General features: G+C 73.5%; 11 protein-coding genes. 9 read left to right on the plus strand and 2 right to left on the minus strand.

What is annotated here, in order from left to right:
• Positions 1 to 65: 65 nt before the first annotated feature.
• Positions 66 to 1652 (minus strand): GMC oxidoreductase, encoded by a 1587-nt coding sequence (locus MJ876_RS09260; protein WP_240235991.1) that lies wholly within the window; start codon positions 1650 to 1652, stop codon positions 66 to 68.
• 133 nt (positions 1653 to 1785) lie between these two features.
• Here MJ876_RS09260 and MJ876_RS09265 point away from each other — a divergent pair, with 133 nt between their 5' ends.
• The 5 genes from MJ876_RS09265 to MJ876_RS09285 all read left to right on the plus strand — a co-directional run bounded on the left by MJ876_RS09265 (position 1786) and on the right by MJ876_RS09285 (position 6943).
• Entirely contained in the window at positions 1786 to 2346 is a 561-nt protein-coding gene (locus tag MJ876_RS09265) for a TetR/AcrR family transcriptional regulator (protein WP_240235992.1), read from the plus strand.
• Positions 2347 to 2399: 53 nt separating this feature from the next.
• Positions 2400 to 4526 (plus strand): excinuclease ABC subunit UvrB, encoded by a 2127-nt coding sequence (gene uvrB / locus MJ876_RS09270; RefSeq protein WP_240235993.1) that lies wholly within the window; start codon positions 2400 to 2402, stop codon positions 4524 to 4526.
• Positions 4523 to 4960 carry a VOC family protein gene (locus tag MJ876_RS09275; protein WP_240235994.1) on the plus strand — a complete coding sequence of 146 codons (438 nt, stop codon included), beginning with the start codon at positions 4523 to 4525 and terminating at the stop codon, positions 4958 to 4960. Before uvrB ends, MJ876_RS09275 begins: the two co-directional genes overlap by 4 nt.
• 16 nt (positions 4961 to 4976) lie before the next feature.
• Complete coding sequence (locus tag MJ876_RS09280) at positions 4977 to 5543, plus strand: hemerythrin domain-containing protein (protein WP_240235995.1); 567 nt, start codon at positions 4977 to 4979, stop codon at positions 5541 to 5543.
• A 116-nt stretch (positions 5544 to 5659) separates the two neighbouring features.
• On the plus strand, positions 5660 to 6943 hold the full coding sequence (locus tag MJ876_RS09285; protein WP_240235996.1) for a nitrate/nitrite transporter: 1284 nt from the start codon (positions 5660 to 5662) through the stop codon (positions 6941 to 6943).
• Here MJ876_RS09285 and MJ876_RS09290 read toward each other — a convergent pair.
• Positions 6897 to 7952 (minus strand): AbrB family transcriptional regulator, encoded by a 1056-nt coding sequence (locus MJ876_RS09290; RefSeq protein WP_240235997.1) that lies wholly within the window; start codon positions 7950 to 7952, stop codon positions 6897 to 6899. The two genes, MJ876_RS09285 and MJ876_RS09290, sit on opposite strands and share 47 nt — an antisense overlap.
• A 46-nt stretch (positions 7953 to 7998) precedes the next feature.
• Between MJ876_RS09290 and MJ876_RS09295 the strand changes: the two genes are divergently transcribed.
• The 4 genes from MJ876_RS09295 to MJ876_RS09310 all read left to right on the plus strand — a co-directional run bounded on the left by MJ876_RS09295 (position 7999) and on the right by MJ876_RS09310 (position 12121).
• On the plus strand, positions 7999 to 8994 hold the full coding sequence (locus MJ876_RS09295; RefSeq protein WP_240235998.1) for an NAD(P)/FAD-dependent oxidoreductase: 996 nt from the start codon (positions 7999 to 8001) through the stop codon (positions 8992 to 8994).
• Positions 8995 to 9057: 63 nt separating this feature from the next.
• Positions 9058 to 10320: a glycosyltransferase family 4 protein gene (locus tag MJ876_RS09300; protein WP_240235999.1), complete on the plus strand. Its 1263-nt coding sequence runs from the start codon at positions 9058 to 9060 to the stop codon at positions 10318 to 10320.
• Positions 10314 to 11030: a methyltransferase domain-containing protein gene (locus MJ876_RS09305; RefSeq protein WP_240236000.1), complete on the plus strand. Its 717-nt coding sequence runs from the start codon at positions 10314 to 10316 to the stop codon at positions 11028 to 11030. The genes MJ876_RS09300 and MJ876_RS09305 overlap by 7 nt, the downstream gene beginning before the upstream one ends.
• On the plus strand, positions 11027 to 12121 hold the full coding sequence (locus tag MJ876_RS09310; protein ID WP_240236001.1) for a prenyltransferase: 1095 nt from the start codon (positions 11027 to 11029) through the stop codon (positions 12119 to 12121). The genes MJ876_RS09305 and MJ876_RS09310 overlap by 4 nt, the downstream gene beginning before the upstream one ends.
• Positions 12122 to 12125 lie beyond the last annotated feature (4 nt).

A 12125-nucleotide genomic window follows, 5' to 3' on the forward strand; every position in this document is an offset into this window, starting at 1 on the left:
GATGCTAACCCGGGCGGCCCGGGTGCGGCGCCCCTGCGCGGCAGGGGCGCCGACCCGCGGGGGCGCTAGATCAGGGCGTCGGCGACGTCGCGACGCACGATGCGGGACATCGCCCGCTCGGCGACCGCGGCGATGGTCATGGACGGGTTGCACGCGCCGGCGGTGCCCGGGAGCAGCGCGCCGTCGAGCACGTAGAGGCCGCGCTGGCCGCGGACCCGGCCCTCGAGGTCGCACACGTCACCCATGCCGGCGCCGCCGAGCGGGTGCCAGGTCGAGGGCGCCACGAGGTTGGTGTCGAGGAGCACCGACCCCGGCCCGGCGATCTCGGCGACCCGCGGTCCGATCCGTGAGGTCTGGATCGCCGCGTCGTTCTCGGGCGCCCAGAGCAGCCGCGCGGCGTCGGTCACGGGGTCGTGCAGCCAGCGCCCGCGGGCGGCGCTGACGCCGTACCCCACCATGATCGTGCTCCGCGGGTCGACGTCGACCCCGCCGAAGGCCACCGGCGGGATCGAGGCCTGGATGACGGTGTTGGCGCGGGCGGGGTCGTCCCACTCGCGGCTGGAGAAGACGACGGGCCCTCCCTGCACGCGGGGGAACTCGGGGTTGGTCCAGACGTAGATGCGGTCGGCGTTGCTGCCCCAGTTGCGCCCCAGGCCGTCCGGCAGGTCGGGGACGGCGCCGTTCGCGGCCGCGCGGACGAGCATGCGGGTGGTGCCCGCGCTCCCGGCGCCCATGACGAGCGTGGGGGTGGTGATCACGACGGTCTCGCGGGCGTTCCCGCGGACGTCGGTGCGCACCACCGTCACGCGCCACTCACCCGATCCGGTGCGCTCCACGTCGGTGACGCGGTGCAGCAGGCGGACGTCGAGGCGCCCGGTGGCCTCGGCGGCGCGCAGGTAGGTGACGTCGAGGCTGTGCTTGCCCCCGTTGTTGACGCCGAAGGCGCAGTTGCCGTTCGTGTACGACGGCGTCATCTCGCCACGCAGCTCGCGCTCGGCGAAGGTCCAGTCGATCGGCATGGGCACGCGGTCGACCGGGTAGCCGGCGGCCCGGGCGTTGCGCCGGAAGATCCGGGCTGGCTCGTACGGCGCGGCGGACACGATGCTGTCGGGCGCCGTCTCCAGGCGCAGCATGCGGCGCACCCGCCCGTAGTGCTCCGTCATCTCGTCGTAGTCGAGGCCGCCGGGGAACTCGGACTCGAAGACGGCGCGGCTCGGCTGCAGGGTCATGCCCTGGTAGGTCAGCGAGCCCCCGCCGTACCCGACGCCGGACAGCACCGTCATCGTCGGCCCGGCGACCGAGTTGAGCAGGCCGGCGTACGGCGCGAGGCTGAGGCGACGTCCGAACAGCTCGGGCGCCGAGCCGTAGAACAGCAGGCGCTCGTCGAGCGTCTCGACGGTCGGGAACGTGTCCGAGTTCGGGCCGGTGGGCCAGGCGCGGCCCTGCTCGAGCAGCGTCACCGGCACGCCGGCGCGGGTGAGGCGCAGCGCGGCGACGGCTCCGCCGAAGCCGGAGCCGATGACGACGGCGCGGCGCCGCTGACGGCGGACGGGGACGGCTGCCGCACGGGCGGCGACCGGGGCGCCGACGAGGGCGGCGGCACCGACACCGGCACCGAGCAGCGAGCGGCGGGAGAGGGCGGGAGTGGACACGAGTCCTCCGAGGGGAACGGGGTCGGGACGGCCGCGCGGCGGTCGTGGTTTCAGTGAACGACCGATCACCGAACATGAAAGTAAGCAGGTGTCTCGGATCCGTCAAGGGTCGGTCGGCCCCTAGGGTCGACGGGTGGCCATCGACGGACTGCGCCCCGAGCGCGCCGACACGGTGCGCAACCGCGCCCGGATCCTCGACGCGGTGGACGAGCTCGCGCGAGGGGGCGAGGAGGTCACGGTCGTCGCGGTCGCGCGGCGGGCGGGCCTGACGAGGGCGACCACCTACCGCCACTTCCCCGACCGGGAGGCCCTCCTGCTGGGGGTGCTGGCCGAACGGGCCGCGAGCGTCCTGGGGCCTCTCGTCCCCGAGCTCGAACGCCTCCCGCTCGCCGACGCCATGCGGCACCTCGCGAGGACCGTGACCACGCAGGTGGCCGAGCACGCCCACCTGGTCAGGGTGCTGGGGCCGGAGCTGGACGGCCTGGTCCGCCGGGTCGTGCCCGACGAGCCCCTCGCGGGCGACCTCGCGCGGCGCCGGGCCTCGGGTCAGGGAGCGGGCGACCTGGACGACGCCTGGCTGGCCCCGGCGGTGCGGGCGCTGTGCCTCGCCGCCGCCCGCGCGGTCGCCCACGGCGAGCCGGCCGACCACGTCGAGGCCCAGCTCGCCGAGAGCCTGCTCCGGCTGGTCGCCTGAGCCTCCGACGTCCCGGGCAGACGTTGTCGGCGCCCGGTCGTAGATTGATCGGCATGCGACCCGTGACCGATCTCGAGCGCCGTGTGGCGCCGTTCAAGGTGGTCTCCGACTACGAGCCCGCCGGCGACCAGCCCGCCGCCATCACCGAGATCTCGAAGCGGATCGACGGCGGCGAGCAGGACGTCGTCCTGCTCGGCGCCACCGGCACGGGCAAGACCGCGACGGTCGCCTGGGTGGCCGAGCAGGTGCAGCGGCCCATGCTCGTCATGCAGCCCAACAAGACGCTGGCGGCGCAGTTCGCCAACGAGCTCCGCCAGCTCTTCCCCGACAACGCGGTCGAGTACTTCGTCTCCTACTACGACTACTACCAGCCGGAGGCGTACGTCCCGCAGACGGACACCTACATCGAGAAGGACTCCTCCATCAACGAGGAGGTCGAGCGGCTGCGGCACTCGGCGACGAACTCGCTGCTGACGCGGCGCGACGTCATCGTGGTCTCGACCGTGTCCTGCATCTACGGCCTCGGCACGCCGCAGGAGTACGTCGACCGCATGGTGCGGCTCAAGGTGGGGGAGGAGCGCGACCGCGACACCCTGCTGCGCCGGCTCGTCGAGATCCAGTACACCCGCAACGACATGTCGTTCACCCGCGGCACCTTCCGGGTCCGCGGCGACACCCTCGAGATCTTCCCGATGTACGAGGAGCACGCCGTCCGCGTCGAGTTCTTCGGCGACGAGATCGAGCGGCTGATGACGCTGCACGCCGTCACCGGCGAGGTGATCACCGAGGACGCCGAGCTGTACGTCTTCCCCGCCAGCCACTACGTGGCCGGTCCCGAGCGCATGGAGCGGGCGATCCGGGGCATCGAGGCGGAGCTCGCGGAGCAGCTCCAGGTGTTCGAGGCCCAGGGCAAGCTGCTGGAGGCCCAGCGGCTGCGGATGCGGACGACCTACGACATCGAGATGATGCGCCAGGTCGGCTCCTGCGCGGGCATCGAGAACTACTCGATGCACATGGACGGCCGCAGCCGCGGCTCGGCGCCCAACACGCTGCTCGACTACTTCCCCGAGGACTTCCTGCTCGTCGTCGACGAGTCCCACGTCGCGGTGCCGCAGATCGGCGGCATGTACGAGGGCGACATGTCCCGGAAGCGGAACCTGGTGGAGCACGGCTTCCGCCTGCCGAGCGCGATGGACAACCGGCCGCTGCGGTGGGAGGAGTTCCTCGAGCGCATCGGCCAGACCATCTACCTGTCGGCGACCCCGGGCGACTACGAGCTCGACAAGGTCGGCGGCGACGTCGTCGAGCAGATCATCCGCCCGACCGGCCTGATCGACCCCGAGGTCATCGTCAAGCCCACGAAGGGCCAGATCGACGACCTCATGGCCGAGATCCGCGACCGCACCGACAAGGGCGAGCGCGTGCTGGTCACGACGCTGACCAAGAAGATGTCGGAGGACCTCACCGACTACCTGCTCGACCACGACGTCCGCACCCGCTACCTGCACTCCGAGGTCGACACCCTCAAGCGCATCGAGCTGCTCCGCGACCTGCGGCTCGGCAGCTACGACGTCCTCGTCGGCATCAACCTGCTGCGCGAGGGTCTCGACCTGCCCGAGGTGTCGCTGGTCGCGATCCTGGACGCCGACAAGGAGGGCTTCCTGCGCTCCGACAAGTCGCTGATCCAGACCATCGGCCGCGCCGCCCGCAACGTGTCGGGCCAGGTGCTGATGTACGCCGACACGGTCACCCCGTCGATGGCCTCGGCCATCGACGAGACGAACCGCCGCCGCGCCAAGCAGGTCGCCTACAACACCGAGCACGGTGTCGACCCGCAGCCGCTGCGCAAGAAGATCGCCGACATCACGGACATGCTGGCCCGCGAGGACGAGAACACGCAGGCCCTGCTGGAGACGTGGGCCGGCACCGAGGCCAACTCCCGCGCCGGCGGGGTCAGGGCGAAGGCGAAGCAGCCCGTGCCGGCCCTGAGCCGGGCCAACGGCGAGGCCCCACCGGTCGCCGAGATGCCCACCGCCGAGCTCGCGACGCTCGTCCAGGACCTCACCACGCAGATGCACGCCGCCGCGGCCGAGCTGCAGTTCGAGGTGGCCGCCCGCCTGCGCGACGAGATCGGGGACCTGAAGAAGGAGCTGCGCCAGATGATGGAGGCCACCCGGTGACGGCGCGGTCGGTCCAGGTCACCGTCGACTGCGCCGACCCCGCCCGTCTCGCCGCCTTCTGGTGCGAGGTCCTCGGCTACCGGGTCGACCCGCCCCCGCCGGGGTTCGACTCCTGGGACGCCGCACTGGCCGCATGGGGGGTCCCGGAGTCGGAGTGGAACTCCCGCTCCGCCTGCAGCGACCCCGACGGCGCCGGTCCGCGTCTGTTCTTCCAGCGGGTGCCCGAGCCGAAGGGCGTCAAGAACCGCCTGCACCTCGACGTCCGAGCCGCGCCCGGGCTGGAGGGCGACGCGCGCATGGCCGCGCTCGAGGCCGAGGCGGAGCGGCTGGTCGGCCACGGGGCCACGCGGCTCTCGCGCACCGACCCGGGCGGGGTGCAGGCCGGCCACCTGGTCATGGCCGACCCGGAGGGCCACGAGTTCTGCCTCGACTGACCCGTAGGGTCCGGTCATGAGCACCTCCATCGACCTGGGCCGGCCCGTCGAGGGTGACGTCGTCGACCTGATCCTCGACGACCACCGCCGCTTCGAGACGCTGCTGCGCGACCTCCGCGACGCCACCGCCGACCGGGACGCCGTCCGCCGCGCCTTCTCCGCCCTCCACGTCGCGCACGCCCGGGCCGAGGAGGAGCACGTGTACCCGCGCCTGAGGAAGCGCGAGGCGGTGAGCGAGCACGAGGCCGAGCACGGCGAGGAGGAGCACGCCGAGGGCCACGAGGCGCTGCTCGCCGTCCTCGAGCTGAAGGGCACCGACACCCAGGCGTTCGACGACGCCGTCGAGGCGCTCGCCACCGCGGTGAACCACCACCTCACCGAGGAGGAGCTCACCATCCTGAACCCCGCCCGCGACGGGGTGTCCGACCGCGAGCGGGCCGAGCTGGGCAAGACCTTCGCCGAGGCCCGCAACGCCCACATCGACGACGACTGCGGCGCGGTCGAGAACGTGCGGAGGATCGTCCGCGAGGCCGAGCGGGAGGGGCTGCTCGACGAGGACGACGAGGACGACGAGGCCCACTAGGACGAGGGCGACGGCGGCCCGCACCACGGCACGCACCGCGGCACGCACGGCGTCACCGACGACCGTCGCCGAAGCGGCCCCGGGGGTCCGGACGCCGTATCCTGGGGCGAGTGCTCATGCCTTCCCGCCGGACCCAGCTGACGGTCTGGGGCGTGGGGCTGGCGATCTACCTGCTGGCCGTCTTCCACCGCTCGTCGCTCGCCGTCGCCGGGCTCGAGGCCTCGGAACGTTTCGGGATCTCGGCGGCCCAGCTGTCCACCTTCGTCATGCTCCAGCTGCTCGTGTACGCCGCGATGCAGGTCCCGGTCGGGCTCATGGTCGACCGGTGGGGCTCCCGGTCGGTGCTGCTGACCGGGACGGCCCTCATCGTCGTCTCGCAGGCCGGCTTCGCTCTTGCCGACACCTACGCGCTCGCCGTCCTGGCGCGGATCGGCGTCGGGGTCGGCGACGCCATGACCTTCGTGTGCGTGCTGCGGATGCTGAGCAGCTGGTTCGCCCCCCGTCGGATCCCGCTGATGACGCAACTGACCGGCACGCTCGGGCAGTCCGGCGCGATCGTCGCGGCCGTCCCCATGACCTGGGCGCTCGGGACCGTCGGGTGGACGGGCGCCTACCTGATCGCCGCCGGCGCCAGCCTCGTCGTCGGTGTCGTCGCGTTCCTGGTGCTGTCCGACACCCCCGAGGTCCGACGCCTCCGGGGCGCCCCGATCTCGCTGACCGCGGTCCGGATCAGCCTCACGGCGTCCTGGGCGCAGCCCGGCACCCGGCTGGGCTTCTGGATCCACTTCACGACGCAGTTCAGCTCGACCACGATGAGCCTGCTGTGGGGCTACCCGTTCCTCGTGCGCGGCGAGGGCCGCACGCCCGCGGAGGCCGGTCTGCTGCTCAGCCTCATCATCGTCGCGGTCATGGCCTCCGGCCCGCTGATGGGCTGGTTCATCGGCAACCACCCGTGGCACCGGTCCACCCTCGCCATCAGCGTCGTCTGGGGCCTCGCGCTGACGTGGGGCGCCGTCCTGCTGTGGCCCGGCAGCGCACCCCTGTGGCTGCTGCTCCTGCTCATGGTCGTGGTCGGCATCGGGGGACCGGCCTCGATGATCGGCTTCGACCTCGGCCGGACGTCGAACCCCTCCGAGCGCCTGGCCAGCGCGACCGGCCTGATCAACCAGGGCGGCTTCGTCGCGAGCCTGGTCCTCGTCGTGGCCATCGGGATCGTGCTCGACGCGTTCACCCCGGGCACGAGCACGGCGTACTCGCCCGAGGCGTTCCGCTGGGCGATGAGCACGCAGTACGTGCTCTGGGGCCTCGGCCTGCTGCAGCTGTGGCGCTGGCGGCGCTCGACCCGCGCCCAGATCAGGGCTCTCGGCGGCGGGCCAGGACACGTCCCAGGAACGGCATGAGCAGCAGGATGACCAGCAGTCGCACCACCTGCAGCGCCAGCACGTAGGCGGCGTCCGCGTCACTGTCCAGCGCGGTGGCGAGGACGGCGAACAGCCCGCCGGGCGTCGTCGCCAGGTACGCCGTCAGCGGGTCGACGTCCGTGGTGAGCACGAGCAGGCCGCCGAGGCCCGCGCACGCGAGCACCAGCGTCACGATCAGCCCGACGACCGCGGGCAGCATCGACGCGATCGAGCGCAGCGACTCCCGGGTGAAGCGCAGGCCGACCTGCACCCCGATCACGGCGTAGGCCGGCCACTGCAGCCAGGCGGGCACCGACACGGTGCCGAGCACGCCGGTCGCCGCGATGACGACCGCGACGGCCAGCGGCCACAGGAGCCCGCCCGCCGGCACGGACAGCACCCGCGCGAGCAGGAGGCCTCCGCCGACGGCGAGGACGACGAACAGCAGGTCGCCGGGCAGGTCGGTCCCGGCGGTCACGGCGGCGCCGCCGCCCGCGGTGCCGCCGTACAGCGCGACCGCGACGAGCGGCATCACCAGCAGGATCAGCAGCACGCGGAGGTACTGCACGACCGCGACCACCCGCTCGTCCGCCCCGAGCTCCCGCGACACGGCGACGACGCCCGACGCGCCGCCCGCGATCATCGAGAACACCCCGGTCGCCAGGTCGACGTCGCGCCGCAGCGCGAACACCCAGCCCGCGCCCAGGCTGAGCCCCAGCGAGGCGAGCACGACCAGCGCGATCGGGACGATGTCGGCGCCGAGGCTGCGCAGGGTGTCGGCGGTGACGACGGCGCCGATGGTGGCGCCCAGCACCGCCTGGCCCGAGCGCGCGGCCAGCGGCGGCAGGACCAGGCTCACCGGGGAGGTCAGCGCCCACACCAGGCCGGCGAGCAACGGCCCGAAGAGCGCCGGGGTCGGGGCGCCGACGGCCCGCAGGAGGGCCGTGGCGGCCACCGAGCCGACGAGGACGACGAGCCAGCCGGCGGCGGTACGGCGGGCGGACGTCATCGGTGCCACTGTCCCAGAGACCCCTTCGCGGGGCAGGATCGCCTCCATGACGAGCGCGGGGACCGTGACGGGGCCCACCGAGGTCGACCTGCTGGTGATCGGCGCCGGCCCGACGGGTCTGTACGCCGCCTACTACGCGGGCTTCCGCGAGATGCGGGTGGCGGTGGTCGACTCGCTGCCCGAGCTGGGCGGCCAGGTCACCGCGATGTACCCCGAGAAGCAGATCCTCGACGTCGCGGGCTTCCCGAGCGTGAAGGGCCGCGACCTCGTGGCCGGCCTCGTCCAGCAGGCCGCGACCGCGCACCCGTCGTACTTCCTGGACCGCACGGCGACCTCGATGGAGCACGTCGAGGGCGGTGAGCGGGTCTGCGTGCGCCTCGACGACGGACAGGAAGTTGTCTGCGGCGCCGTCCTGGTCACGGCGGGGATCGGCAAGTTCAGCCCGCGCCCGCTGCCGGCCGGCGACGGGTGGCTCGGCCGGGGGCTCGAGTTCTTCGTGCCCAGCTTCGCGCCCTACGGCGGCAAGGACGTCGTCATCGTCGGGGGCGGGGACTCGGCGTTCGACTGGGCCCAGCACCTGGAGCCGGTCGCGCGGTCGGTGACCCTGGTGCACCGCCGTGAGGCGTTCCGCGCCCACGAGCGCACCGTCCGGGAGGTGACCGAGAGCCGCGTCGAGATCGTCACGAGGGCGCAGGTGACGGCCCTGCGGGGCGAGACCACGCTGGAGGAGGTCGAGCTGGACGTCGACGGCGAGACGCGGGTGCTCCCGGCCCAGGCCGTGGTGGCCGCGCTCGGCTTCGTCGCCGACCTCGGCGCCCTGCAGCAGTGGGGCCTGGAGACCGACAAGCGGCACGTGCTCGTCGACACCCACATGCGCACCAACCTGCCCCGCGTGTACGCCGCGGGCGACATCACGGAGTACCCCGGCAAGGTCCGGCTGATCTCGGTCGGCTTCGGCGAGGCGGCGACGGCCGTCAACAACGCCGCCGTCGACATCGACCCCGCCGCGCACGTGTTCCCGGGGCACTCGTCGAACGCCTGAGGGCCACCCCTAGGCTGGCCGGGTCGGTGTAAACGGGAGTTACCGGACCGGGCGGAGGGGTCGATGCGGGTCGCGTTGCTGTCCTACCGCAGCAAGCAGCACGTCGGCGGCCAGGGCGTCTACGTCCGTCACCTCTCCCGCGAGCTCGTCGCGCTGGGCCACTCCGTCGAGGTGTTCTCGGGCCCGCCCTACCCCGTGCTCGACCCGGGCGTGGGCCTGACCCGGGTCCCGAGCCTGGACCTCTACCGCGAGCCCGACCCGTTCCGACGCCCCGCGCTGCGCGAGTTCCGCGACCGCGTCGACGTCCTCGAGTACCTGACGATGTGCACCGCCGGCTTCGGCGAGCCCCGGACGTTCGGCCTGCGGGTGCGCCGGCTGCTGCGGGGGCGCCTCGCCGACTTCGACGTCGTCCACGACAACCAGACGCTCGCGGACGGCGTCCTCGCGCTCGAGGGCGACGGGCTGCCGGTGGTCACCACGATCCACCACCCGATCACCCTGGACCGCCGCATCGACCTGGCCGCCGCGACGTCCTGGCGGCGCCGCCTGACCCTCCGCCGCTGGTACGGCTTCCTGCGCATGCAGCAGCGCGTCGCGGCGGCGTCGCCGTCCGTGCTCACGGTCTCGCGGGCGTCGGCCGACGACATCGTCCGCGAGTTCGGCGTCCGTCCCGACCGGTTGCGCGTCGTCCCGCTCGGCGTCCCCGACGGGTTCGTCCCGCCGACGGCGCCCCGGGTGCCCGGGCGGATCCTCGCGATGGCCAGCGCCGACGCGCCGCTGAAGGGCATCCCCACCCTCCTCGAGGCGTTCGCGAAGCTGCGCACCGAGCGCGACGTCTCGCTGGTGCTCGTCGCCAAGCCGGCCCGCGGCGGCGTCACCGAGCGCCTGGTCGAGCAGCTCGGCATCGGCGAGCACGTCACCTTCGTCCACGGCCTCAGCGACGCCGAGCTCGTCGCGGTCATGGGCTCGGCCGAGGTCGCCTGCGTGCCGTCGCTGCACGAGGGCTTCTCGCTGCCCACCGCCGAGCTCATGGCCTGCGCGACGCCACTCGTCGTGTCCCGCGCGGGCGCCATCCCCGAGGTGGTGGGGGAGGACGGCGTGTGCGCCGACCTCGTCACCCCCGGTGACGTGGGCGAGCTGGAGCAGGCGCTGGCCGCGCTGCTCGACGACCCCGACCGCCGCGCCGCCATGGGTGCTGCCGGACGGACGCGGGCGCGGGAGCGGTTCAGCTGGCGCGCGGTGGCCGAGGCCACCGCGGCGTCGTACACCGAGGCGGTCGAGCGTCACCGCCGCGAGCATGAGGGGCAGGAGGCACCGCCGTGCTGACCGTGGACTTCGACCGGCTCGGCCTGCGGCCGGGGGAGCGGATCCTCGACATGGGCTGCGGCGCCGGACGCCACGCCTTCGAGGCCTACCGCCGCGGCGGCGACGTGATCGCCCTCGACCAGGACGTCGAGGAGCTGGAGAACGTCCGGGAGCTGCTCGTCGCGATGGGTGAGGAGGGGCAGGTCCCCGAGGGTGCCTCCGCCGACGTCAAGGAGGGCGACGCCCTCGCGCTGCCGTTCGGCGACGGCGAGTTCGACCGGGTCGTCGCCGCCGAGGTGCTCGAGCACATCCCCGACGACCTGGGCGCGATCAGCGAGCTCGCCCGCGTGCTGCGACCCGGTGGCACCATGGCGGTCACGGTGCCGCGCTGGCTGCCCGAGGCCGTGTGCTGGGCGCTGTCGACGGAGTACCACTCCAACCCGGGCGGGCACATCCGCATCTACACCGACGCCGAGCTCGAGACGAAGCTGCGCGGCGCCGGCCTGGAGCTCGTCGGCAAGGACCACGTCCACGGCCTCCACACGCCGTACTGGTGGATCAAGTGCGCCGTCGGCGTGCGCAAGGAGAGGCACCCGCTGGTGCGCGCCTACCACCAGGTCCTGGTCTGGGACATCATGAAGCGGCCGCTCGCCACCCGCCTCGCCGAGCGCGTGCTGGACCCGCTGGTCGGCAAGAGCCTCGTCCTCTACCTGCGCAAGCCGGCCGGATGACGGGCCTCCCCGCGGTGCCGGGCGTGCTGGACGCCGCGCTGGTCGACGCGACCGTCGCCTCGATCGAGCGGACCCAGGAGCGGGACGGCGCGATCCCGTGGGAGCCCGCGCGCCACGTCGACGTGTGGAACCACGTCGAGGCGGCGATGGCCCTCGTCGTCGGTAGCCGCACGGACGCGGCCCGCCGGGCGTACGACTGGGTCCTCGGCCTCCAGCGGCACGACGGGTCCTGGCCCACCGCGGTCGTCGACGGGGTCGTCACCGACGACGCGGGCGACGCGAACTTCTCGGCGTACCTCGCGGTCGGCGTCTGGCACCACTGGCTCGTGGAGCGGGACGAGGCGTTCGTGCGGCGCTGCTGGCCCGCCGTCCGGGCCGGCCTGGACTGGGTGACCTCCCTCCAGATGCCCTTCGGTGGCATCCCGTGGCAGGAGTGCTGGACCGACGGCGCCCCCTCCCACGTGCACGAGGACGGCGCCCTGCTGGCCGGGTCGTCGTCCATCTACCAGGCGCTGCGCGCCGGGGTCGCGATCGCCGAGCTGCTGGGGGAGCCGCAGCCGGACTGGGAGCTCGCCGGCGGCCGCCTGGGCCACGCGATCCGCCGCCACCCGGCCGAGTTCGCGGACAAGTCCACCTTTGCGATGGACTGGTACTACCCCGTCCTCGGCGGCGCCGTCCGCGGCGAGGAGGGCGTGGCCCTGCTCGACGCCCGCTGGGACGACTTCGTCGTCGACGGCCTGGGCGTGCGCTGCGTCGACACGAACCCGTGGGTGACGGGCGCCGAGTCCGCCGAGCTCGTCATGGCGCTCGACGCGGTGGGGCAGCACGACCGTGCGCTGCGGCTCTTCGCCGACCTGCAGCACCTGCGCGACGACGACGGCCGCTACGCCACCGGGTTCGTCTACGCCGACGGCGTCCGCTGGCCCCCCGAGCACACCACCTTCACCGCCGGCGCCGTCGTCCTCGCCGCGGACGCCCTCGGCGCCCGCCACGGTCGCGCCACCGGTGGCTCCGGCATCATGCGCGGCGACGGCCTGGCCCCACCCTTCGGCGAGCTGACGCCGCACTGCTGCGCGACCACCGCTGGTTGAGCTC

The sequence above is a fragment of the Nocardioides sp. CFH 31398 genome (assembly GCF_022436705.1).
Classification (GTDB): Bacteria; Actinomycetota; Actinomycetes; order Propionibacteriales; family Nocardioidaceae; genus Nocardioides.